The sequence below is a fragment of the Actinomadura vinacea genome, assembly GCF_039532545.1.
In the GTDB taxonomy this organism is placed as follows: domain Bacteria; phylum Actinomycetota; class Actinomycetes; order Streptosporangiales; family Streptosporangiaceae; genus Spirillospora; species Spirillospora vinacea.
Window position 1 is genome coordinate 276474 of sequence record NZ_BAAARW010000002.1, and the last position, 22895, is coordinate 299368.

A 22895-nucleotide genomic window follows, 5' to 3' on the forward strand; every position below is an offset into this window, starting at 1 on the left:
ATTTCGACCCGCCTTTAGGCGCATTCCCGCGTCGGCACCGGCCGTGCCTGCGGAGACGCGCTCTGTCGGGATGTCGTTCTCCGCTATGAATACTTGATTTACTAAGTTTGAGAATGTAGTTTTCGACCACTGATGCACGCAAACGGTGGACGGGTGGTGTGGCTGTGAAACGTCTGCTCATCGATGGGCGGCTCGTGGAAGCGGAGAGGACGTTCACGTCGCTGAATCCGGCGACGGGCGAGGTGCTCGGCGAGGCGCCGGACGCCACGGTCGCCGACGCCGAGGCCGCGGTCGGGGCCGCCCGCCGCGCCTTCGACACCGGCCGCTGGGCGTCCGACCGCGAGTTCCGCGTCAAGTGCCTGAACCAGCTGTACCAGGCGCTGCACAAGCACAAGGAGGACCTGCGGGAGCTGACCATCGCCGAGGTGGGCGCGCCCCGCGTGAGCACTTACGGCGCCGGTCTCGACGAGCCGATCGAGCTCGTCCGCTACTACGCCGACCTGGTGGCCGGCCTGCCCGACACCGAGGACCTCGGGGAGATCGAGAGCCGGGGCCGGCGCCATCGCCGCTGGGTGGAGAAGCTCCCCGCGGGCGTGGTCACCGCGATCACCGCCTACAACTACCCGACCCAGCTCGCCCTGGCCAAGCTGGCCCCGGCGCTGGCGGCCGGGTGCACGGTGGTGCTCAAGGGCGCTCCGGACACGCCGCTGATCACGCTGGCGCTGGGCGAGCTGATCGCCTCCGACACCGAGATCCCGCCCGGGGTGGTCAACGTGCTGACCTCCCCCGAGGTCGCGGTGGGCGAGGCGCTCACCACCCATCCCGGGGTAGACATGATCACTTTCACCGGGTCGACCCCGACCGGCCGCCGGATCATGGCCGCCGCCAGCGGGACGGTCAAGAAGGTCTTCCTGGAGCTGGGCGGCAAGTCCGCCATGATCGTGCTGGACGACGCCGACTTCGGCATGGCCGCTATGGCCGCGTCCTTCACCGTCTGCTCGCACTCCGGGCAGGGCTGCGCGATCACGTCCCGGATGCTGGTGCCGCGCGAGCACCACGACGCGATCGTCGAGCAGGTCGCGGCCGGCCTCGGGCAGGTGCGCTGCGGCGATCCGTCCGATCCGAACACCTACATGGGGCCGCTCATCAGCGGGCGGCAGCGCGACAAGGTCGACGGCATGGTCAAGCGGGCCGTCGAGGCGGGCGCCACGCTGGTCACCGGCGGCGAGAAGGTGGACCCGGGCTTCTACTACAAGCCCACGCTGCTGAGCGGCGTCGACCCCGCGAGCGAGATCGCGCAGGAGGAGGTCTTCGGGCCGGTCCTGGCGGTCATCCCGTTCGACGGCGACGACGACGCGGTGCGGATCGCCAACGACTCGATCTACGGCCTGTCCGGCGCGGTGTACGGCGGCGACCAGGAGCGGGCCCTGGCGGTGGCGCGCCGGATCCGGTCGGGCACCGTCGGGGTCAACGGCGGGGCGTGGTTCGCGCCCGACGCGCCGTTCGGCGGGTTCAAGCAGTCGGGGATCGGCAGGGAGATGGGCGTCCCCGGCCTGGAGGAGTTCCAGGAGCGCAGGACCCTCGCGGTGGTGGTCGCGTGAGGCCGCTCGAAGGCGTCCGGATCCTGGAGGTCGCGATGTACGGCTTCGTCCCGTCGGCGGGGGCCGTGCTCGCCGACTGGGGAGCCGACGTGATCAAGGTCGAGCACGCCGTCAACGGCGACCCGCAGCGCGGGCTCCGGCAGACCGGGACCATGAAGGTCGAGGGCGACCCGAACCCCAACGTCGAGCACGCCAACCGCGGCAAGCGCAGCCTCGGCCTCGACGTGGCGAAACCGGAGGGCAAGGAGGTGCTGGACGAGCTGGTCCGGCGCTCGGACGTGTTCCTCACCAGCTTCCTGCCCGCGGCCCGCCGCAAGCTGCGCATCGACGTCGACGACATCCGCGAGCTGAACCCGCGGATCATCTACGCGCGGGGCAGCGCGCTCGGCCCGCGCGGAGCGGAGGCCGAGCGGGGCGGATTCGACATGACCGCCTTCTGGTGCCGGGCCTCCACCGCCGCCAGCATCACCCCGCCCAACGTGGACGGCATGATCGGCCCGCCCGGACCCGCCTACGGCGACACCATCTCCGGCACCAACCTCGCCGGGGGCATCACGGCCGCGCTGTTCAGGCGGGAGCGCACGGGCGAGGCCTCGGTCGTGGACGTCTCCCTGCTCGGCAGCGGCCTCTGGGCCATGGGCCACCTGGTCGGGCTGTCCCAGCACCTCGACGAGCCCGGGGTGGCGCCCGTCCCGGGTTCGCACGGCTCGCCGACCAACCCGCTGTCCGGCCTGTACCGGACGGCCGACGGCCGCTTCCTGTCGCTGGTGATGCTGCAGCCCGCCAGATTCTGGGCGGACGTGTGCCGGCACATCGAGCGTCCCGAGCTGGCCGACGACCCCCGCTTCGCCACCGCGGAGCTGATCGCGGCCAACACCGAGCAGGCCGTCGGGATCCTGCGCGAGGCCATCGCCGGGCGCACCCTCGCGGAGTGGACCGAGCGCTTCGCCACCCTTGCCGGGCCGTGGGCCCCCGTCCAGGACTCCCTGCAGGTGGGCGAGGACGCACAGATCCGGTCGAACGAGTACATCCTCCCCGCCGGAGAGCTCGAACTGGTCGCCAACCCGGTGCAGTTCGACGTCACCGCGCCCCGGCTCGGCCCGGCCCCCGAGTTCGCGGCCCAGACCGAGGAGGTCCTCATGGAGCTCGGCCTGGACTGGGAGCGCATCATCGCGCTCAAGGAAGCGGGCGCGGTCACCTGATCGCGCGGGTGGCGCCCCGGGCCTCGCCCGGCCCGGGGCGCCACCGGCGGCGGTGTGACGAATATTGATATATACAAGGAGGGAGAATATCATTCTCTAAATTGACAAAGGAGGATCTCATGCCGTCGCGTGAGCTGCCGTATCCGCTCTTCGACGCGGACAACCACCTCTACGAGCCGCAGGAGGCGCTGACCAAGCACCTCCCCAAGGAGTACAGCGGTGCGGTCGAGTACGTGCAGGTGCGCGGCCGGACGAAGATCGCGATCCGGGGTCAGATCAGCGAGTACATCCCCAACCCCACATTCGAGGTGGTCGCCCGTCCCGGGGCGATGGAGGAGTACTTCCGGGTGGGCAACCCCGAGGGCAAGAACCGCCGGGAGATCTTCGGCGAGCCGATGAAGTCGATCCCCGCGTTCCGCGAGCCCGCCCCCCGCCTCGAGCTCATGGACGAGCAGGGCATCCAGCAGTCGCTGATGTTCCCGACGCTGGCCAGCCTCATCGAGGAGCGGATGCGGGACGACCCCGAACTCACCCACGTGGTGATCCACGCGCTCAACCAGTGGCTCCACGAGACCTGGTCGTTCGACTACAAGAGCCGCATCTTCACCACGCCCGTCATCACGCTCCCGATCGTGGAGAAGGCGATCGACGAGCTGAACTGGTGCGTGGAGCGCGGCGCTCGGGCGGTGCTGATCCGGCCCGCCCCGGTTCCGGGTTTCCGCGGTCCGCGTTCGTTCGCGCTGCCGGAGTTCGACCCGTTCTGGAAGCGCGTCGTGGAGACCGGCGTGCTGGTCGCCATGCACTCCTCCGACAGCGGCTACGCCCGGTACGCCAGCGACTGGGAGGGGCAGCAGCGCGAGATGCTGCCGTTCAAGCCGAACGCCTTCCGGACCCTGGGCAGCTGGCGCCCCGTCGAGGACGCGGTGGGCTCGCTGGTCTGCCACGGCGCGCTGACCCGCTTCCCCGAGCTGAAGATCGCGGTCATCGAGAACGGTTCCTCATGGGTGGAGCCGCTGCTCGGCAACCTCGCCGACGTCTACAAGAAGATGCCGCACGAGTTCGGCGAGGACCCGGTCGAGGCGGTCAAGCGCAACATCAACGTCAGCCCCTTCTGGGAAGAGGACATGGCCGAGCTCGGCGACCTCATCGGCATCGAGCGGGTGCTCTTCGGCTCCGACTACCCCCACCCCGAGGGCCTGGCCGACCCGGTCACCTACGTCGACGAGCTGACGCGGCTGAGCGAGGCCGACAAGGCCAAGGTCATGGGCGGCAACCTGGCCAAGCTGATCGGCGCGTGAGAAGGGACACCGCCGCCGGCCGGCTCCCTGAACAGGGCGGCTGAGGCCGGCGGGACCACCCGGTGGAGCGGGGCCAGGGCCGTGCTCGTCAGGAAGGGCTCCTCGGCCCGGGCCGCCCCGCCCCGCCGGGGACGGCCACGCTCGTAAAACGAGCTCTCCAGTACCGGTAAGGGGCTAATCGTCTAGTTCTTTGCGAAGCCGCTCGCGCAGAAATCCCAGACCTCGTCGGCGGTAATGGGGTGGGGGTGCTCGTCGGTGGATCCGCCGTTGGCCTGGGCGACCAACATGACCGTCTGCATCGTCAGGGCGGCCGCGCGATGGGCCTTGAGGTCGTCGCGGACCCGGTCGGCGGACTTGGCCTCGGTCATCAGCTCGGTGAACAGCCCCAGCAGCGGTGCGTGCGCGACCTTCACCTCGGTGGGATGTGAGATCAGCAATTGCGGGGCGAAGTGGGTGAACAGCGGGCGCTGCGCGGCCGGGTCCGGCCGGGAGAGCTCGTACAGCAACTGGACGGCGACCTTGAGCCGGTCCAGCGGGTCGGAATGGCCGGACGCCGCCGCGCGGATCTGGTCGGCCGACCGGCGCAGGGCGTCCTCGAACAGGGCCAGCAGGAGCTCGTGCTTGCCGTCGAAGTGCTGGTAGAAACTGCGCAGCGATTGACGGGAGCGATCGACGACCTCCTGCACGGTGAAGTCGGTGGTGCCCTTCTCGCTCATGATCGCCTGAGCCGCGTCGAGAAAGCGTTGCACCCTCTGCTCCGCGCGGAGCTTCGCGGCTTTGGTGGAGCGTTCGACCGCTCGCTGTTTCCAAGCCGGTTCTTCGCTCGTCGTGCTCACGGGCGGGTCCGTCCTCTGCGCCATATGCAGAACCTTACTGCACGGTACCGGTAGGCCACATGAGCTCCGATCGCCTCTGCCTGAATTAATACGAGATTCTTACTCTCCCAAAGTGAGAACCGTCACGATCCGCGAATTCAGCGCGAAGCGCCGGACCGGAAGTCCGCGGCCCCGGTCAGGCGCCCGTTCGAGCCCGCCGCCGTGCGGCGGGACCCCTTCCGGCGCGCGTCCCCCGGCTCGACGCCGAAGGTGTTGAAGGCCATGGCCAGCATGCAGTAGGTGCCGATGGTGAAGACCAGGTCCATGCGCTGGTGCTCGTCGAGATGCTCGCCGAGCGTGGCCCAGGTCCGGCCGGACAGGGCCGAGTCGTCGTCGAGCTCGTCGACGGCGTCGAGCACGGCCAGGTCCAGCGCGTCGGCCGCCTCGCCCCGCCCGGCGGCCTCGATCTCGGCCTCCGACAGGCCCGCCTCGGCGGCGAGCCCGACGTGCTCGTTCCACTCGTACTCGCAGCCGCGGCGCCGGGCCACCCGCAGGATCGCGAGTTCGCGCAGGCGGGGCGGCAGTGTGGAGCGCAGCAGCATGTGCGTGTTGACGGTGAGGACGGCCTCGGCCAGATCGGGATGCCGGACGAGGGTGGCGAGGGCGTCGCCCGCACCCCCCTCGCCGCGCGGACCGGCGGCCGGCGGGACGACCGGCGGGACGACCGGCGCGGGGCGCGCGTGGCCGCGGTGCCGGTGCTCGTCCCGGATGTCGTTCGGAGGCGAGGACGGGCGCATCATCGGGTCCCTTCCGGCGTCGGCGGCGAGGATCGGGCCGGCGCTGCCGCCGGTCGCGAGAATATTATTCTCCAACTTCGAGTGTCAGGTTTCCATGGGGGTGGCGGTGGCGTCAACCTTCAGCGGCGCAGCTTGCCGAAGTCCCAGCTCACGATCTTCTCCGGGGCGAGCCGGAGCCAGGCGTGCCGGCCGTCGTAGGCGAAGTCCCTCCCGCCCGCGTACTTGTCGGCGAAGAGCCGCTCGGGGGCGCCGAGCTCCTCGGCGGGCTCGCCCTTGCGGGGTACCTCGCCCACGATCTGGACGTCCCCGAGCAGCTCGACGCCGCGCAGGCGCATGAAGTCGGCGCCCCCGTCGTCGACGATGACGCTGAGTCGCGGGTCGCGGGTCAGATCGGTCCAGCGGCGGCTGCGGACCAGCGAGTTGAGCCACAGCGCCGTCCCGTCCCAGACGAACCACAGGGCACTGGTGTGCGGCCGCCCGTCCGGCCCGACGGTGGCGACCCGGCAGACCGGCTGGTCGCGCAGGAAGGCGTCCCGCTCCTCCCCGGTCATGGCGATGGCGTTTCCTCTGCGTTGCCCTACCACGGCCACTCCTCCTGTGTACTCACTTCTCTGTTTCTGAGAAGCTAGTTTCCGAACGGCGGGAGGGGAACGCCGGTTACAGGTACGTGACCCTTGTCACAGCTCCGAAACCAACCTACTTTATGTTCAGTAGGTGAGTGCAGCGAGGTGAGCGGAGCGCCGTGTCCGATCAACGTCCCTACGCCGCCCTCCTCGCCAAAGGCGAGGACCGGAGGCAGCAGATCCTGGTCGCCGCGCAGCGCCTGCTGACCCGGCACGGGTGGCGCGGGATCACGCTCGGGCAGATCGCCCGGGAGGCGGGGGTCACGCCGGCGGGGCTGCTGCACCACTTCGCCTCCAAGGAGGACCTGCTCCACGCGGCGATCGACGCGCGTGACGCCTACGACCGGGCCCACGCCGACTTCTCCGGCGACCTCGTCGTGGAGGTGGCGCGGGTCGCCGAGCGGATGCGGCAGGCGCCCGATCTCGTCTGCATGTTCGCCGTGCTCATGATGGAGAACGTCGATCCCGACGCCCCCCTGCACGCTCGTCTCCTGGACAGGCACCGAGGCGGGGTCGACGCCGTCGCGAGGCTCATCCGCGAGGGGCAGCGCACGGGCCGCTACCGCACAGACCTGGATCCGGCCGTGAAGGCCTTGGAGATCGTCGCCTTTATCAATGGGATGGAGTCAATATGGCTGCTCGACCCTTCGATTCCGTTGACCCAGGTGTTCAAGGAGTACACCGGATCGCTCGCCCGTCAGCTCGCTCCGTCGCCGGACAGTCCCTGAGGCCCCGGATCCTGGTGGTCGCGCCGAACATGGTCGACGCGGTGCGGTTCGCCGGGGGCTGGCTGTTCGACCATGTGATGGCCGGGGGCGAGGTCCTGGTGCTCACGGCGGACCACGGCGACCCGCGGCCGCTGCGGATCCTCGGGGCGCGCGCCGTCGACCTGGAGTGCGCGCTGTCGTCGCCGGTCCAGGGGCCCTGGCCGCCGCGGGCCATCGCGGCCGGCGCCGACTCGTGCGGGTCCGACGCGCGGGTGCGGCGGATCGTGCTCAAGGCCATCGACGACGGCCTGGCCGACGTGCGGCTCTGGGGCGACCAGGACACCGCGGACCTCGGCGGTGGCGTCGGTTCGGTGCGGCACCGGCTGAGCGTGGCCGCGCGGGCGTTCAAGGCGCACGCCCTGGCCGCCGCCGCGGCCTCGTCCTGCGACGGGGGCACCGCCACCGAGACGTTCCGGAGCGGTGAATCGCTCCGCGCGTCCGGCGGCTCCTGATCCCGCTCCGCGGGGTGTGGAACGCTCCGTTCCCGTCTGTGCCGCGCCTGCGCGGCCGGACGGGCCCGTTGCGACGGTCAGCGTGCAAGTAATACTCTCATTTTAAGAGAGTATGATTCCCGTCCCGGGGAGGGGCCTCCGATGAACCTGGCCATGATCCTCGACATGGTCGCCGACGGAATGGCCGACCGCGTCCTGGTCGGCGACCGGGAGGACGGGCTCACCGGCGCCGGCCTGCGCGCCAGGGCCACGGCCGGCGGCGCGCACGTCGCCGCCACGGGCGCGGACCGGCTCGTCTACCTGGGCGGCAACGGCCCCGTCTTCCCGGTCGCGCTGTTCGCCGCGGCCCTGGCCGGAGTCCCCTTCCTGCCGCTGAACTACCGGCTCAGCGCCGACCAGCTCGCCGAGGTGATGAGCCGCCAGGACGCTCCGCTGGTCGTCACCGACACCCCGGAGCGCACACCCGGGGCGCGCACCATCGGCGTCGAGGAGTTCCTGCGGCTGCCCGCCGACCGGCCGGCGCCGCAGCCTTCGCACGAGCCCGACCCCGACGCGATCGCCGTGCTGCTCATGACCAGCGGCACCACGGCGGCGCCGAAGAGCGCGGTGCTGCGGCACCGGCACCTGGCCGCCTACGTCCTGGGCTCGGTCGAGTTCGGGTCCGTGGCCGAGACCGACGCCACCCTGGTCAGCGTTCCCCCGTACCACATCGCGGCGGTCGCGAACGCGCTGTCCAACCTCTACTCCGGCCGCCGGATCGTCTACCTCGACCGCTTCACCGCCGCCGGGTGGCTCGACACCGTCGAGCGGGAGGGGGTGACGCACGCGATGGTGGTGCCGACCATGCTGGCGCGGATCGTCGCCGAGCTGCGGGCGTCGGGACGGACGGGGCCCGCGCGCCTGCGCTCGCTCTCCTACGGCGGCGCGAAGATCGCCGAAGAGGTCGTCGCCGAGGCGCTGCGGCGGTTCCCGGAGACCGGCTTCGTCAACGCCTACGGGCTGACCGAGACCGCCTCGTCGGTCGCGGTGCTGGGCCCCGACGACCACCGCGAGGCCGCGGCCGGCTCCGATCCGGCCGTCCGCGCGCGGCTGGGATCGGTCGGCCGGGCGCTGCCGTCGGTGGAGATCGAGGTGCACGGCGCGGACGGCCGGCCCTGCCCGCCCGGCGAGGTCGGGGACATCGTCGTGCGCGGCGAGCAGGTGGCGGGGGAGTACGTCGAGGCGGGCAGCGTGGTCCGCGAGGACGGCTGGTTCCCCACCCGCGACCGGGGCTACCTCGACGAGGGCGGCTTCCTCTTCGTCCGGGGACGGGCCGACGACACGATCATCCGGGGCGGGGAGAACATCGCCCCGGCCGAGATCGAGGACGTCCTCGCCCGCCACGAGGCCGTCCTGGAATGCGCCGTGGCGGGCGTGCCCGATCTGGAGTGGGGGCAGCGCATCGCGGCGTTCGTCGTCCCGCGGCCGGGGCTGCGGGTGGAGGCGGCGGTGCTGCGGGAGTGGGTCCGCGAGCGCCTGCGGGGCTCGAAGACCCCCGACCAGATCGTGGTCCTCGACGAGCTGCCGACGACGCCGACCGGCAAGGTCCTGCGGCGCGAACTGGTGGACATGGTGCGAGAGGGCTGAGCCCGCGCCGCACCGACACCTCCACCTCCCTTCCTCCTCTGCCGGGCGGTCGAACCTCGCGTGACTTAGACTGAGCGGCGGTTCAGTCGAAGGGTGCCGGGTTCAGATCACCGGAATCCGCGTCCAGCGGCCGTGCGGCGGAAGGCCAGGAGGTGCGTGTGACGAGCGGAAAGGCCGCTGGGGTCAAGAGCGGCGAAGGCGCGGCGGAGCGGCTCAGCCCCCGCGAGATACGCCGCCGGCAGCGGATCGAGCTGGGCCGCGAGCAGCTGCTGGAGACCGCCGAGGGACTCTTCGCCGAGCGCGGCTACTACGAGACCAACCTCAAGGACGTGGCCGACATCTGCGAGTTCTCGGTCGGCTCGATCTACTCGTTCTTCGACAGCAAGGACGCCCTCTACCTGGCGGTGCTCATGCGGCGCGGGTCCGGGCAGCGCGAGGAGCTGGAGCGGATCGCGGCGCAGCGGGCGCCGGCCGGCGAGCGCCTGATCGCGATGGTGCGGGCCCAGGTCGAGCACCGGCGGGCCTACCCCGCCTGGGCGCAGCTGCACGCCCAGATGACCAAGATCGGCGGACGGTCCGGCGCCGCCGGCGTCCCCGAGGTCTACAAGGACTTCTACGCCGAGATCGTCGCCCTCCAGGCGAAGGTCATCGAGGAGGGGCAGCGGGAGGGCACGATCCGCCCGGGCGACCCGCCGGCCCTGGCGCGGTTGTGCTGCGCGCTGCTCGACGGGTTCACCCTGATGGACCCCGTCATCAGCGAGGAGCCCGCGGGAATCGACGCCGAGGAGTTCCTGCGGTTCGTCCGGGAGACCTTCGCCGTGGCCGGGGAACCGCCCGGCCCGGAAACGTTGGGAGTGTGATGGCGGCCGAATTCCACCTCTACCTGCCGCAGATGCGGATGCCGATGGAGGAGATCGTCGCGCGGGCGGGCGCGGCGGAGCGGGCGGGCTTCGCCGGGATGGCGCTCATGGACCATCTGGAGCCGCCCGGCGCCCCCGGCACGCCGATGTTCGAGGCCGTCGTGACCGCCACCTGGCTGGCCGCCCGCACCGAGCGGCTGACGGTGGGACATCTGGTGCTCTGCGACGCGTTCCGGCATCCGGCCGTGCTGGCGAAGCAGGCGGTCACCCTCGACCACGCCTCCGGGGGGCGCTTCGAACTCGGGCTGGGCTGGGGTTCGGTCGCGGCGGAGATCGAGGCGTACGGCACCGGCGACGTCGCCGCCAAGGTGCGGGTCGCCCGGTTGGCCGAGACGCTGGAGGTGCTCCGCCGGCTGTGGTCGGGGGAGCGGGTCGACTACGAGGGGACGTATCACACGCTGCGGGACGTGTGCGCGCTGCCGGCCCCGCTGGGGCGCATCCCGATCCTGATCGGCGGGACCGGGCCGCGCACGCTGGAGCTGGTGGCGGCCTACGCCGACTGGTGGAACCTGCCCGTCGACACGCTCGGCCGGCTGGAGGAGCTGCGGCCGCGGGCCGGTGCGGCGAGGGTGTCGGTGCAGCAGTTCGTGACGTTCGTGGCGCCCGGCGCCGACCGTGACGAAGTCGTCGGGACCGCGCGGCGCCGGTTCGGCGGGATGGCGGGGGAGACCGGGATGGCCACCGGGAGCGCCCGTGAGCTGACCGCGCACTTCCGGACGCTCGCCGACCGCGGTGTGGAGCGGTTCTACGTCTGGTTCACCGACTTCGCCCGTCCGGCGACCCTGGAGGCGTTCGGGGAGGTCATCGCGGCCGTGGGCGGGGCCCGGGTGCGCTGACTCGCGCGCGGTGTGACCGGCACGCCCCGGACAGGGGGACCTCAAGCCGTCACAGCCGGGACTCCACCGGCTTCGAGGTCGCCGATCCGCGGCGGTCGAAGGCCCGGATCATCCCCTCCTGCGTGAACGACGCGATGAGCCGCCCGTCCTCGGTGAGGACCTGGCCGCGGACGTGGCTCATGCCCGCTCCGGCGAAGGTGCTCTCGTGGTGGTAGCGGATCCAGCCGTCCCAGCCCACGGGGTCGTGGAAGGTCACCCCGATGCCCATGGGCGCGGTCGAGACCGTGTGATGCGCCTGGGACGTGCCGATCCCGGGGTGGGGCCGCATCGTGGCGGAGATGGACAGGTGGCCGGTGAAGTGCGCCAGCAGGGCGCGGCGCAGTTCGTCGCGTCGCGGCACGGTGTCGTAGCGCAGCCAGGCGTCGATGACCGGCGGCCCGACCTCGTCGGGGCTGCCGTAGTCCTCGATGCCTTCGATGCGCAGCTCCCGGCCCGGCAGCGGCATGTCGACGGGCTCGGCGGCTTCGGGCCCGGCGACCGGCGGACCGGTCCACCGGTCGTGCCGGATGACGTCGGGCTGCGGGTGGTCCAGCAGCACGGTGCCGGCCGCGCAGGTCCGGTCGCCCTGCGCGGCCGTGACCGACGCGCCGGCGAACGAGCGCCCCGCGCGTACCGGCGTCACCGTGAACTCCAGCCGCCTGGACGGGTCGGCCACGGCGACGAACAGCGCGTGCGCCGAGCGCACCGTCCTGCCCGGGAGGGCCTTGCTCGCGGCGACGAGCGACTGGGCGAGGATCTGGCTGCCGTCGACCACCTGCCGGCCGCCGCCGTCGCTGTCCCCTCCGAAGCGGGTCAGGGTGGAGTCGAGCGGTTCCACGTCGAAGATGGCGAGCATCCGCTCCAGGGACGACCCGGTCATGGCCGCACTCCGGTGAAGGTGCCCTTGCCGATGGTCACGCGGACCTCGTCCTGGTCGAAGGCGAGGTGCCCGGCCAGACGGACGACCTCCGGGAACGGGTCCGGGTAGCTCCAGGCGATGCCGGGGCCGTCGCCGCCCGCGGCCCGCCAGTAGTCGGCCCGGCCCTTGAACGGGCAGACGGTGTGGTGGTCCATCGGTTCCAGGCGCGAGAAGTCGACCGCGTCCCTGGGGAAGTACACCGCCAGCCCGTGGTCCTGCTCGTCGACGATCAGGCAGCGGTCGCTGCGGGCCAGCCGGGTCTCGCCCAGCCACGCGGTCATGACGTTGGTACGGGCGAGCAGATCGACGCGGTAGTCCGGCCGCTGGTGGTACAGGGACCGCACAGGTGCCGGGACAGGTGCCGAGGGGGATGTGCCGTCCGCGCTCATTTGACCGCGATGGGGTTGACGGGGGAGCCCACGCCGCCGGGGATGTTCAGCGGGGAGGCCATGAACAGGCACTCGTGGACGCCGTCCGCCGCGCAGTCGTCGGCGAGGTCCTCGAAGTCGAACATCTCGCCGAGGAGCAGGCCCATGTCGCGGATGGCGACCATGTGGAAGGGGATCATCGGGCCGCCGGGGTTCGCGCCGAGCGCCTCGACGGCCAGGTTGTCGGCGCACACCGCGGCGATCCCGTGCTCGCGGATCCAGCGGGCGCACTCCCAGCTCAGTCCCGGCGACGCGCCGGGCTCGACCTCGAGGCCGCGCCGCTCCCGCGGGTAGGTGCCGGTGCGCAGCAGCAGCACGTCGCCCGGCCTCGGCGTGACGCCCGCCGCGCCGAGCGCCTCGTCGAGGTCGGCCGGGCCGACCCGGGTCCCGGGGGCGAGGTGGGTGGTGCCGCGCAGGCGCGGCATGTCCACCAGCACCCCGCGCGAGACGACGCCCGTCACCAGGTTCTGGATCGAGTTGCGCGCGGCGCCCAGGGACGTCACCGCGTCGTGGTGGTGCCGGCCGTTGTAGAGCAGCTCGTCGTACCAGAGGTGGGCGAGCGCGTCGAAGTGCGTCGAGGAGTGCGTCCCGATGATCAGCATGTCCTCCGAGGACTGGAAGTCCTGCGGCCCGTACCGCGGATTGTCGCCGCGGTACCGCGTCATCGTGTGGATGGGGTTGAAGCGGCCGCTGGTGCGCAGGTCGTACGGGCCGGTCTCGTCGGCGGGGACCGAGAGCGAGAACGAGGCGCCGCGCCGGACGGCCGCCGTGGCCGCGGCCGTCCGCTCGGGCGTGATCAGGTTGAGCGTGCCGCGCTGGTCGTCGTCGCCCCAGCGCCCCCAGTTGCTCAGCTCGCGTCCCAGCGCCCGGACGCCGTCCATGTCGATCACCGGCATCGGTCGAGCCTCCCGCTCACCTCGTCCAATGGGAATGTCCTGCTCGCCGGCGCTCCGCGGGTGTCCGGCCGGGACGTCAGCCCGGCTCGGCGGCGGGGGCCGGTTCGGGTCCGCGCAGCGCCGTCAGGCAGAACCGCCAGACGTTCTCGGCGAGCAGCGCGGTCGGGCGGATCGCAAGCTGACTTGCTGTAGATGAGAATTCACTTCTCCAAGTCATCGGAAACTCACGGTATCCAGGAGAAGTTCTTATGTCCATAAGTCGGGAGAAGATCGTTCTCGGTGTGCGGTGTGGGAGATCGGCCGAGGTTCGCCCAGGCTGTGGCGCAAGGGGACCTCGGTGGCGAGAATATTGCTCTCGTATACTGGAAGGAGTATTGTCGCCTTGCCCGTAACGTCGAGTCGGCCGCCTTGGAGAAGTCCGGGCGGCTGTGCGTCGCGGAGGTAGCCGTACGTGGACCTGGATTTCTCCGACGATCAGGAAGCGCTGCGCGCCGCCCTGCGCGAGTTCTTCGACAAGGAGTCGCCGACCGAGACCGTCCGGGCCGCCGAGCCGCTCGGGTTCGACCCGGCCCTGTGGCGAAAGACGGTCGAGATGGGGCTGCCCGCGATCGCCGTCCCCGAGGACCGGGGCGGGGGCGGGGCCGGATGGGTCGAGCTGGCCATCGCCGCGGAGAGCGTCGGGCGGTCGCTGGCACCGGTGCCGCTGATCGAGGCCGCCGTGGCCAACCTCGCGCTCGCCTCGGCGGCCGGGGGCGCCGAGCTGGAACCACTGGTGTCGCGCGCCGTCGCCGGTGAGTCGCTGGCGACGCTGGCGCTGCACCCGGTCGCCGGGGACACCGCCCGGCTGGTCCCGGCGAGCGCGGTGGCGGACCTGGTCGTCGTGCTGTGCGGCGAGGAACTCCTGGCCGTGCCGTTGCGGGACGGGCCGGCCGAGGCCGTCCCCAACCTCGGCGCGATGCCGATCGCCGACCGCCGCCTGGACGCGGGAGGGGCGATCGCCCTCGCCAAGGGCGAGGAGGCCGTCGCCGCCCACACCCGGGCGGTGCGCCACTGGCAGCTGCTGACCGGGGCGGCCCTCGTGGGGATCGCGTCCCGGGCGCTCGAACTCGGCATCGACTACGTCCTGGACCGCAGGGCGTTCGGCGTCCTCATCGGCGGTTTCCAGACGGTCCAGCACCGCCTGGCGGACAACGCGACCGCCCTCGAAGGGGCCAGGCTGCTGGCCTACAAGGCGGCGTGGACGCGTGACGCGGGCCTGCCGGAGGCCGGCGTGCTGGCCACGATGTCACTGCTGTTCGCCGCGCAGACGGCGTTCCGGACGGCGTCCGACAGCCTGCACTTCCACGGCGGCTACGGCTACACCCTCGAGTACGACATCCAGCTGTACTTCCGGCGTGCCAAGGCGTGGCCCCTCGCGGCGGGCGACCCCCGGGCCCTCTACGCGCAGTTGCCCCGCCGCCTGTCCGAAGGGTGACCGATGGATTTCTGGCAGTCCGACGAGCTCGCCGCGCACCGCGAGGCGGCGCGCGCCTGGGTGGAGGCCAACGTGCGGCCCGAGTGGGCCGAGGAGCAGCACCGCACCGGCTGCCACCAGACGATGGCCCTGCACGCGTTGCTCGCCCGCGACGGCATCCTCGCCGCCGGCCGTCCGCCGGAGTACGGCGGAAGCGATGTCGACCCCGGCTTCGCCGGCGCCGTCTTCGACGAGTGCAAACAGCGGGGCCTGCACTTCGACGGGTGGGCGACGACGACCATGGTGACCTACACCATCCAGCACGCCGGGACCGAGGAGCAGAAGCGCGAGTTCCTGCCCGCCGCGCTGCGCGGCGACATGATGATCGCGCTCGGCTACAGCGAGCCGGACTCCGGCTCGGACGTGGCGGCGGCCAAGACCACCGCCGTCCGGGACGGCGACGGGTGGGTCGTCAACGGCCAGAAGATGTTCACCAGCACCGCGCAGGTGAGCAGCCACGTCTTCGTCCTGGCCCGCACGAACCCCGACGTCCCCAAGCACAAGGGGCTGACGCTGTTCCTGGTGCCGACGGACGCGCCGGGCTTCGAGATCCAGCCGATCCACACGCTCGGCGGCCAGGTCACCAACGCCACCTTCTACACCGACGTGCGCGTGCCGGACTCGGCCCGCGTCGGCGGAGTCGACGAAGGCTGGAACGTCATGCGGGTGGCCCTGGTGTACGAGCGGGGCGTGGCCAGCCCCCAGTCCGTCGACCAGACCCTGTCGGAGGACCTGACCGTCTGGGCGCGCGAGGCGCGCCGTCCCGACGGGACCCCCGTCCTCGACGACCCCCTGGTCGCCGAGCGGATCGGCAGGATACGCGTCGACGAGGAAGTCTCGCGGCTTCTGGGGCAGTGGATGAACTGGCACGCCGCCAAGGGCGGGGTCCCCGGTCCCGAAGGGTCCATGCGCAAGCTCTTCTGGAGCGAGATGGCCCAGCGGCACTACAGCGACGCGCTCGACATCCTGGGCGTCGAGGGGGTGCTGGCGCCGGAGGCGCCCGGCGCCCCGGCCGGCGGCATGTTCGAACACGACTTCCGGGCGGCCGTGGTCACCACGGTCTACGGCGGGACGAGCGAGATCCTCCGCGACATCATCGCCGAGCGCCGCCTCGGCCTGCCCCGGCACCGGCCCGGCGGCTGACCGGGCACATCTGCGAGAGGGAGGGCGGATGGCCGTTCGGCACGACCACTGGATCGGCGGCAAGGCGGTGCGGCCCGCGACGGGCGCCTACCTGCCCACGCTGGATCCGGCGACCCGCCGGCCCGGCGACGAGATCGCCGCCGGCTCCGAGGCCGATGCCGGGAACGCCGTCGCGGCGGCGGCGTCGGCCCAGCCGGACTGGGCGCGGTGTTCCGGGGCGGAACGTTCCGAGGCGCTGCACGCGGTGGCGGACGCGATCGAGGCCGGCGCCGCCGAGCTGATGGAGCGGGAGCGGGCGTGCACGGGGAAGGTCCCGGCCCAGCTCCGCGTGGAGGTCGACATGTCGGCCGCCTACTTCCGCTACTACGCGGGCGTCCTGCGCGCCCACCACGGGCGCACGATCGACCAGGGCGCCGGCCACCACACCTACACCCGGCTGGAGCCCTACGGCGTCGTCGCCGCGATCACGCCGTGGAACCTGCCGCTGAACCAGGCGTGCCGCGCGCTGGCCCCGGCGCTCGCCGCCGGCAACGCCGTCGTGGCCAAGCCCTCCGAGCTGACCTCCACCTCGACGCTGTGCCTGGCGCGGCTGGCCCGCGACGCCGGCCTTCCGGACGGGCTGCTGAACGTGGTGACGGGCACCGGCCCCGACGTGGGGACGCCGCTGGCCGCCCATCCGGGGGTGCGCCGGATCGCCTTCACCGGATCCGTCGCCACCGGCCGCCACCTGGCCGGGATCGCCGCCGGGCGGCTCGTCCCGCTGACGCTCGAACTGGGCGGCAAGTCGCCGATCGTGGTGTTCGCGGACGCCGCGCTCGACCGGGCGGTCGCCGCGGCCGTCCAGGCGGTGGCGATGAACGCCGGCCAGGTGTGCTCGGCCACCACCCGGCTCCTGGTCGAGGCCGCGGTGCACGACGAGGTGGTCGCGGCCGTGGCCGAGGCGGTCGAGCGGCTCCGGCCGGGCGTCGACTTCGGCCCGATCATCACCGAGGCGCAGTTCGGCAAGGTGCTGGACCACTTCGCCGAGGCCGGGGCCGCGGGCCTGGTGCCCGTCACCGGCGGGGGAGCCTATGACGGCGGCCCCGGGGCGGAGGGGCAGTACGTGCGCCCGACCGTCTACGCCGGGGTGCCGGCAGGGGCGCGGATCGCGCGCGAGGAGGTCTTCGGGCCCGTCCTGGTCACGATGCCGTTCACCGGCGAGGACGAGGCGCTCGCCCTCGCCAACGACACCGACTACGGGCTGGTGGCCGCCGTCTGGAGCGGGGACGCGGGCCGCGGCCTGCGGCTCGCCGAGCGGATCGAGGCGGGCCAGGTGGCGGTGAACGGGGGAGCGCTCGGCATCGAGACGCCGTTCGGCGGGTTCAAGTCGAGCGGATACGGGCGGGAGAAGGGCGTCGAGGCGCTCCACGAGTACGCCCAGATCAAGACCGTCAGCCTGTCCCTCCACTGAGCCTGGGAGGCCCCATGCGAGAGCCGGATGAACAAGAGCCCGAGGAACGAGAGCCCGACGAGTTGCGGGCCGCCCGCGCGATGCGCAGGGCGGTGCTCGGCGACGCCTACGTCGACGGCATGACCGCCGACCCCGACCCGGCGAGCCGGGAGTTCCAGGACTTCATCACCTCGATGGCCTGGGGGGCGTGGGCCCGGGGCGGGCCGCTCACGCCACGGGACAGGAGCCTGCTGGTGATGGCGATGACCGCGGCGCTGGGACGGATGGAGGAGTTCCGCCTGCACGCGGGCAGCTCGCACCGGGCCGGCGTCACCGACGCGGAGATCGACGAACTGCTGTTCCAGATCGCCGGCTACTGCGGTGCGCCGGCCGGGGTCGCCGCCAGGCGGACCGTGCGGGCCCTGCGGGAATCGCGCGAGGAGGCCCCGCGATGACCGCGGTCGGTTTCGTCGGCCTGGGCAACATGGGCGGCGCGCTCGCGGCGAACCTGGTCGGCGCGGGCTTCGAGGTGGTGGCCTACGACGCCGCTGGCCCGGAGCGCACGCCGGAGGGCGCCGCCTCCGCCGCCGACGTGGCGCAGGTCGCCGCGAAGACGGGCGTGGTGGTGCTCAGCCTGCCGGACGGCGCGGTCTGCGAGCAGGTCGCCGAGGAGATCGTCGCGGCGCCCGGGCGCCGCGTCACCCATGTCGTCGACACCTCCACGATCGGGGTGCGCGCCGCGCGGGACGTCGCCGGGACGCTGTCCCGCGGCGGCATCGGCTACGTCGACGCGCCGGTGTCGGGCGGCCCGGCCGGGGCGCGGGCCCGCACGCTCGCGGTGATGTACGCCGGCTCCGACGGCGCCTGCGAACGGGTCGAGCCCGTCCTCGCCGGGCTGAGCGACCGCCGCCACCGGGTCGGCGACCGGCCGGGGCTGGGCCAGGCCCTGAAGGTGGCCAACAACTTCCTGTCGGCGACGGCGCTGGCGGCCACCAGCGAGGCGGTCGCCTTCGGCGTGGCGGCCGGGCTCGACATGGGCACGATGCTGGAGGTGCTGAACGGGGCCAGCGGCCAGAGCGCGGCCAGCCGGGACAAGTTCCCCGACCACGTGCTCACCGGCCGCTACGCCTCCGGCTTCACCAACTCGCTCATGCTCAAGGACGTGCGGCTCTACCTGGACGCCGTCCGCGAGCAGGACGGCCCCGCCTCGATCGGGTCGGTGACGACGTCGCTGTGGGAGGGGTTCGCCGCGGCCGAGCCGGGCGCCGACTTCACGCGCATCTTCCCCTTCGTCGACGGCGTGCTCAGGAACGGGGCCAGGGACGCCCGGTGAGGCGTTCGATGTCGGTGTTGAACCGGGTGAGCTGATCGGCGAAGGCGGAGATCTCCTCCGCCGTCCAGCCGGCCAGGACCTTCTCCAGCCCTTGGAGGTTCTCCGCGCGCTCGTGTTCGAGGCGGCGCAGGCCCTCGTCGGTGATGCGGAACTTGCGGGCGATGCCGCCCTGCGGGTCGGGGATGCGCTCGACCAGCCCGGCCCGCAGGATGGCGGAGGTCTGCCGGTTGAGCGTGGAGGCGTCCAGGCCGAACGCCTCGCTGAGCTGTCCGATGGACATCGGGCCCTCGACCCGGATGCGGCTGAGGAGCAGGTAGGCGCTGCGGTCCAGACGGCGGTCGCCGTGGGTGGCGTGCGGCACCATCATGTCGCGGTGGCGCCCGATGAGCATCGTCTCGTACTCGATCCGCCCTCTGGGATCGCCCATGTCAGGCCTCCTCCGGATTCTCCTGCGTCCGGTTCCCGGCCCCGCATCCGTCAGCAGTAGGTCTATCACAGTTGATATGCATGGCACATATCGTGTGCATTGTGCATATCAAACCGCACGCCGGTGAGAAGGGTCGCCCGCTTCGCCGAAAGCGGGCGGCCCTTCTCGGCTCCGGACGGCCGGCCGGGAGGTCAGTCCTCCACTTTCGCCGCCGACTTGCGGGTCGTGACGGGTTCCGCCAGCCGCTGCTCGTCGCACGACCGCTGGAGGACCTCCAGCGTCTCATCGAGCCCGGCGCCGACCCTGGGGCCGGGGGTGAACGTCGCCGGCAGGTTCCGCATGCCGTTGATGACGCCGATGGTGTCGTAGTGCACCGCGCCCTCGGGGTCGCACCGGTAGTCGGGCATCCGGTCGAGCACCTGGATGATCATGCGCTTGAACACGGTGCGGGCGACGTTGGAGCCGATGCAGCGGTGGATGCCCAGCCCGAACGCGGTGTGCCGGTTCCCCTTGCGGCCCAGGTCGATCCTGTCCGGCTCGGGGAACACCGAGGGGTCGCGGTTGGCCATCGCCCAGGACAGCCACAGCCGCTCGCCCTCTTCGAAGCTGGTGTCGGCGATCCGGCAGTCGGCCGAGATGGTGCGCCCGTCGCCCGGCGCCGGAGTATAGAAGCGCAGGAACTCCTCGGTCGCCGGGTCCAGCAGTGTGTCCCGCTCGCGGCTCAGCCGCTCCCGCTCCGCCGGGTTCTCCGACAGCCACTCCAGCGCGTGCGCGGTCAGCGCCGTGGTGGTGTCGAAACCGCCGCCGATGAGCAGGCCCAGCACTCCCACCAGCTCGTCGTCGGGGGGCGTCTGACCGTTGATCTCGGCGTTGACGAGCGCGTCCACCAGACCGGGCCGCGGGTTCTCCCGGACCTCCACGATCGAGGCGGCCAGGTCCTTCATCATCGCCATGTGCATCTCCACGACCCGCTTCATGTCGGGCGAGTCGTGGGGCGTGTACACACCGGCGTGGGCCGGCTCGTTGTACATCTCCCACTTCTTGAGCGGGATGCCCATCATGGCCAGGGTCAGGACGGCCGGGACGACGTTGGCGAGGTCCTCGACGAAGTCGATCCGCCCTTCCTCGATCTTCTCGTCCAGGCAGGCCCGCACCAGCTCGTCGATCACCGGGATCCAGCGCTTGATGGCCGCGGGCGACAGGTAGGGGTTGAGCGTCTGCCGGTAGTAGCGCTGCTCGGGCGGGTCCATCTCCAGGAAACCGCCCCGCATGCCCTTGCCGCGGGGCGCGGAGGGGATGGTGATGCCCCGGTACCCGCGCCGCTCGCCCTTGACGTCATGGTCGTTGGAGAGGTACTCGGCGGACCGGGCGAGATCGAAGACGGCGCGGTAGGTGCTGGCGACCCAGTGCCCGTCGTAGGTGTCCGACCAGGCGACCGGGCACTGCGCCTGCATCTCCCGGGTGATCGATTCGAACTGCCGGTGGTATTCGGGGGTGTGCCGGTCGAACCGGTATCTCCGCTTCTTGCGCTCGTCGCCGTTGCCGACGTCCTCCGTGCTCACGGGGTCGTCCCTTCCTTGCAAGTGGTGGGAAAGCCGGACGCGGTCGCCGGCGGGTGCTCAGGCTCGTGCTCAAGCCTTGTGCTCGGGCCGTGCGCTCAGGAAATGGAGATCGCCCGCTCCGGGCACGAGTTGACGGCCTCGGCGACCTGGCCCTCCTGGTCGGCCGGGACGTCCTGCCGGACGGGGGAGGAGTGGCCGTCGACGTCGTTGAGCTCGAAGCTGTCGGGGGCGATCATGGCGCAGAGCGTGTGGCCCTGGCAGCGCTCCGAATCGACCTGCACCTTCACGTGGGTTCCTTTCCTGGAGGCGGGGTCAGACGTGGTAGTCGTGCCACTTGAGGTAACCGCCGGCATCGACCCGCATCTGCATTCCGGTCACGTAACGGGACTCGTCCGACGCGAGGAAGAGGACGGTCTCGCTGACCTCCCGCGGTTCGATGTGCGGGACCGGCATGGCCTGCTGCACGTGGAAGGCCGGCTCGGCGTCCTCGCGGGTGGGGTGCTCGAGGTCCGGGCGGAACGACCGGTACATCGGCTCGCTCTGCAGCATCGGCGTGTTGCAGTTCGTCGGGTGCACGACGTTGGCGCGGATCTTGAGCGGGGCGAGGTTGATCGCGAGCTCGTGGACGTAGGCCGACAGCGTGCGCTTGGTGAAGGCGTAGCCCGCCCCGCCGGGGTTCGAGCCCGGCGTCTGGACGATGCCGTGGTTCATGAGGGCCGCCGTCGAGCCGGTCGCGATGATCGAGGCGCCCTCGGTCAGATGTGGGATGGCGACCTGGATCGTGTTGATCGTCCCGATCAGGTTGACGTCGATGACGTCCGACCACGCCTGCAGCGGCGGGCTGCCGTGCGTGGGCGCGATGCCCGCCTGCGCCACCACGATGTCGAGCCGGCCCAGCTCGCGCACGCCCTGCTCCAGCGCCTCGCGCAGCCGCCCGGCGTCGCGCACGTCGGCCTGCACCGCCACGATGCGCCGTCCGAGGTCCTCGACCAGCCGGACGGTCTCCTTGAGGTCGTCGGGGCCGGACAGCGGGTACCCGACCGTCTCGAAGTCCCGGCAGATGTCGACGGCGATGATGTCGGCGCCCTCTTCCGCCAGCAGCACCGCGTGGCTGCGGCCCTGGCCGCGTGCCGCACCGGTGATGAACGCGACCTTCCCTTCAACACGTCCCATGTCCGCTGTCCTTCCGTCTGTGAGCCGCTGCCCGGCCCGCGTCGCTGAACGGGATGCGGTGCCGCCGTACGCGCAGCCAGTCTGTTAGGCAATGATTCAGTTTCAGTGAAGAGAGTTCAAGAGTAATGAACTACGATTCATTCTCCGGTCCCGGAAGGAGCGTCCATGAGCGGAGCGACCATGACCGAGCCTGCCGAGCGAGCCGCGGCGCACGGAGTCGCGGCGCACGGAGTCGCCGCCGAGACCCCGGGGGAGGCCCGCTGATGCGCGTGGGGTTCATCGGACTCGGCAGCCAGGGCGCCCCCATGGCGCGGCGGATCATCGAAGCGGGCCATCCGACGACGCTGTGGGCGCGGCGGTCCGCCACGCTGGAGCCGTTCGGCGGGACGTCCGCGGAGGCGGCCGCCTCGCCCGCCGAGCTGGCCTCGGCCAGCGATCTGGTCTGCCTCTGCGTCGTCGGCGACGCCGATGTGGAGGAGGTCGTCACCGGCGACACCGGGGTGCTGGCCGGGCTGGGGAAGGGCGGGGTGATCGCGGTGCACAGCACCGTCCACCCCGACACCTGCCGCCGGATGGCGGCGCGGGCGGCCGAGCGGGGCGTCGCGCTGGTCGACGCTCCGGTGAGCGGCGGCGGCCCGGCCGCGGCCGAGGGGCGCCTCCTGGTGATGGTGGGCGGGGACACCGACACCGTCGAGCGCTGCCGCCCGGTGTTCGCCAGTTACGGCGATCCCGTGGTCCACCTCGGCGACCTGGGGGCCGGGCAGGTCGCCAAGCTGCTCAACAACCTGCTCTTCACGGCCCAGCTCGGTACCGCGGCCGGCCTGCTGGAGCTGGGGCGGGGCCTGGGCATCGACGCCACCCGCCTGGCCGGGGTCCTCTCCCACGGAAGTGCGGCCAGCTTCGCGCTGACCAGGGTCGCCGCCGCCGGCGCGACCCTCGACGCGATGGGCGAACGCGCCGGGCCGCTGCTCCAGAAGGACGTCCGGCTGCTCGCCGACATCGCCGATGCGGCCGGTGTTCCGGCGGGCGTGGTGCTGGACGCCGCCGACGCCGCCCTGGAGGTGATGGGCCACCGGCGCTGAGGCCGGCCCGGAGG

At 72.0% G+C, this 22895-nt stretch carries 24 protein-coding genes; 14 read left to right on the forward strand and 10 right to left on the reverse strand.

Going from position 1 to position 22895, the window contains the following annotated elements:
* The first annotated feature begins 164 nt into the window (after window positions 1-164).
* The 3 genes from ABD340_RS03105 (at window position 165) to ABD340_RS03115 (ending at window position 4101) form a co-directional block, all read left to right on the forward strand.
* A complete protein-coding gene (locus ABD340_RS03105) occupies window positions 165-1601 on the forward strand; it encodes an aldehyde dehydrogenase family protein (RefSeq protein ID WP_344586822.1) in 1437 nt (478 codons plus the stop codon).
* The gene (locus ABD340_RS03110) at window positions 1598-2803 is read left to right on the forward strand and encodes a CaiB/BaiF CoA transferase family protein (RefSeq protein ID WP_344586823.1); all 1206 of its coding nucleotides are present in this window, start codon (window positions 1598-1600) and stop codon (window positions 2801-2803) included. Before ABD340_RS03105 ends, ABD340_RS03110 begins: the two co-directional genes overlap by 4 nt.
* Window positions 2804-2922: 119 nt before the next feature.
* Entirely contained in the window at window positions 2923-4101 is a 1179-nt protein-coding gene (locus ABD340_RS03115; protein ID WP_344586824.1) for an amidohydrolase family protein, read from the forward strand.
* 182 nt (window positions 4102-4283) lie between these two features.
* Here the strand turns inward: ABD340_RS03115 and ABD340_RS03120 are convergent, their stop codons facing one another.
* From ABD340_RS03120 to ABD340_RS03130, 3 genes are all read right to left on the reverse strand, one after another.
* The gene (locus ABD340_RS03120) at window positions 4284-4850 is read right to left on the reverse strand and encodes a TetR/AcrR family transcriptional regulator (RefSeq protein WP_344586825.1); all 567 of its coding nucleotides are present in this window, start codon (window positions 4848-4850) and stop codon (window positions 4284-4286) included.
* Between the two features lie 224 nt (window positions 4851-5074).
* Window positions 5075-5788: a carboxymuconolactone decarboxylase family protein gene (locus ABD340_RS03125; protein ID WP_344586826.1), complete on the reverse strand. Its 714-nt coding sequence runs from the start codon at window positions 5786-5788 to the stop codon at window positions 5075-5077.
* A gap of 44 nt (window positions 5789-5832) precedes the next feature.
* Window positions 5833-6264, reverse strand: coding sequence for a pyridoxamine 5'-phosphate oxidase family protein (locus ABD340_RS03130; RefSeq protein ID WP_344586828.1), 432 nt, complete (start codon window positions 6262-6264; stop codon window positions 5833-5835).
* A 191-nt stretch (window positions 6265-6455) separates the two neighbouring features.
* Between ABD340_RS03130 and ABD340_RS03135 the strand changes: the two genes are divergently transcribed.
* The 5 genes from ABD340_RS03135 (at window position 6456) to ABD340_RS03155 (ending at window position 10937) form a co-directional block, all read left to right on the forward strand.
* A complete protein-coding gene (locus ABD340_RS03135) occupies window positions 6456-7064 on the forward strand; it encodes a TetR/AcrR family transcriptional regulator (protein WP_344586829.1) in 609 nt (202 codons plus the stop codon).
* A gap of 14 nt (window positions 7065-7078) precedes the next feature.
* Window positions 7079-7555 (forward strand): hypothetical protein, encoded by a 477-nt coding sequence (locus ABD340_RS03140; protein WP_344586830.1) that lies wholly within the window; start codon window positions 7079-7081, stop codon window positions 7553-7555.
* Window positions 7556-7696: 141 nt separating this feature from the next.
* Complete coding sequence (locus tag ABD340_RS03145) at window positions 7697-9181, forward strand: class I adenylate-forming enzyme family protein (protein ID WP_344586831.1); 1485 nt, start codon at window positions 7697-7699, stop codon at window positions 9179-9181.
* 158 nt (window positions 9182-9339) lie between these two features.
* On the forward strand, window positions 9340-10041 hold the full coding sequence (locus ABD340_RS03150) for a TetR/AcrR family transcriptional regulator (protein ID WP_344586832.1): 702 nt from the start codon (window positions 9340-9342) through the stop codon (window positions 10039-10041).
* Window positions 10041-10937 (forward strand): LLM class flavin-dependent oxidoreductase, encoded by an 897-nt coding sequence (locus ABD340_RS03155; protein WP_344586834.1) that lies wholly within the window; start codon window positions 10041-10043, stop codon window positions 10935-10937. Before ABD340_RS03150 ends, ABD340_RS03155 begins: the two co-directional genes overlap by 1 nt.
* A 49-nt stretch (window positions 10938-10986) precedes the next feature.
* On the opposite strand, the gene ABD340_RS03160 is transcribed toward ABD340_RS03155, so the two are convergent.
* Genes ABD340_RS03160 through ABD340_RS03170 form a run of 3 tightly spaced genes read right to left on the reverse strand, consistent with a single transcriptional unit; the run spans window position 10987 to window position 13219 of the window.
* Window positions 10987-11856 (reverse strand): acyl-CoA thioesterase, encoded by an 870-nt coding sequence (locus tag ABD340_RS03160; RefSeq protein WP_344586836.1) that lies wholly within the window; start codon window positions 11854-11856, stop codon window positions 10987-10989.
* A complete protein-coding gene (locus tag ABD340_RS03165; protein WP_344586838.1) occupies window positions 11853-12239 on the reverse strand; it encodes a DUF427 domain-containing protein in 387 nt (128 codons plus the stop codon). Before ABD340_RS03165 ends, ABD340_RS03160 begins: the two co-directional genes overlap by 4 nt.
* Before the next feature lie 41 nt (window positions 12240-12280).
* On the reverse strand, window positions 12281-13219 hold the full coding sequence (locus ABD340_RS03170; RefSeq protein ID WP_344586839.1) for a cyclase family protein: 939 nt from the start codon (window positions 13217-13219) through the stop codon (window positions 12281-12283).
* A gap of 451 nt (window positions 13220-13670) precedes the next feature.
* Between ABD340_RS03170 and ABD340_RS03175 the strand changes: the two genes are divergently transcribed.
* From ABD340_RS03175 to ABD340_RS03195, 5 genes are read left to right on the forward strand one after another with little or no spacing between them, the layout of a single operon-like run.
* A complete protein-coding gene (locus ABD340_RS03175; protein WP_344586840.1) occupies window positions 13671-14693 on the forward strand; it encodes an acyl-CoA dehydrogenase family protein in 1023 nt (340 codons plus the stop codon).
* 3 nt (window positions 14694-14696) lie between these two features.
* Entirely contained in the window at window positions 14697-15875 is a 1179-nt protein-coding gene (locus ABD340_RS03180) for an acyl-CoA dehydrogenase family protein (protein ID WP_344586841.1), read from the forward strand.
* A 28-nt stretch (window positions 15876-15903) separates the two neighbouring features.
* Window positions 15904-17325, forward strand: coding sequence for an aldehyde dehydrogenase family protein (locus ABD340_RS03185; RefSeq protein ID WP_344586842.1), 1422 nt, complete (start codon window positions 15904-15906; stop codon window positions 17323-17325).
* Between the two features lie 14 nt (window positions 17326-17339).
* Entirely contained in the window at window positions 17340-17759 is a 420-nt protein-coding gene (locus tag ABD340_RS03190) for a carboxymuconolactone decarboxylase family protein (protein ID WP_344586843.1), read from the forward strand.
* Window positions 17756-18637 (forward strand): NAD(P)-dependent oxidoreductase, encoded by an 882-nt coding sequence (locus tag ABD340_RS03195; RefSeq protein WP_344586844.1) that lies wholly within the window; start codon window positions 17756-17758, stop codon window positions 18635-18637. The genes ABD340_RS03190 and ABD340_RS03195 overlap by 4 nt, the downstream gene beginning before the upstream one ends.
* On the opposite strand, the gene ABD340_RS03200 is transcribed toward ABD340_RS03195, so the two are convergent.
* The 4 genes from ABD340_RS03200 to ABD340_RS03215 form a co-directional block, all read right to left on the reverse strand.
* Window positions 18609-19064, reverse strand: coding sequence for a MarR family winged helix-turn-helix transcriptional regulator (locus ABD340_RS03200; protein ID WP_344586845.1), 456 nt, complete (start codon window positions 19062-19064; stop codon window positions 18609-18611). The two genes, ABD340_RS03195 and ABD340_RS03200, sit on opposite strands and share 29 nt — an antisense overlap.
* A gap of 191 nt (window positions 19065-19255) precedes the next feature.
* The gene (locus ABD340_RS03205; RefSeq protein WP_344586846.1) at window positions 19256-20626 is read right to left on the reverse strand and encodes a cytochrome P450; all 1371 of its coding nucleotides are present in this window, start codon (window positions 20624-20626) and stop codon (window positions 19256-19258) included.
* 95 nt (window positions 20627-20721) lie between these two features.
* A complete protein-coding gene (locus tag ABD340_RS03210) occupies window positions 20722-20913 on the reverse strand; it encodes a ferredoxin (RefSeq protein ID WP_344586847.1) in 192 nt (63 codons plus the stop codon).
* A 25-nt stretch (window positions 20914-20938) separates the two neighbouring features.
* Complete coding sequence (locus tag ABD340_RS03215) at window positions 20939-21799, reverse strand: mycofactocin-coupled SDR family oxidoreductase (RefSeq protein ID WP_344586848.1); 861 nt, start codon at window positions 21797-21799, stop codon at window positions 20939-20941.
* A 263-nt stretch (window positions 21800-22062) separates the two neighbouring features.
* On the opposite strand from ABD340_RS03215, the gene ABD340_RS03220 reads away from it, so the two are divergent.
* Window positions 22063-22881 carry an NAD(P)-dependent oxidoreductase gene (locus ABD340_RS03220; RefSeq protein ID WP_344586849.1) on the forward strand — a complete coding sequence of 273 codons (819 nt, stop codon included), beginning with the start codon at window positions 22063-22065 and terminating at the stop codon, window positions 22879-22881.
* The last annotated feature ends 14 nt before the right edge of the window (window positions 22882-22895 follow it).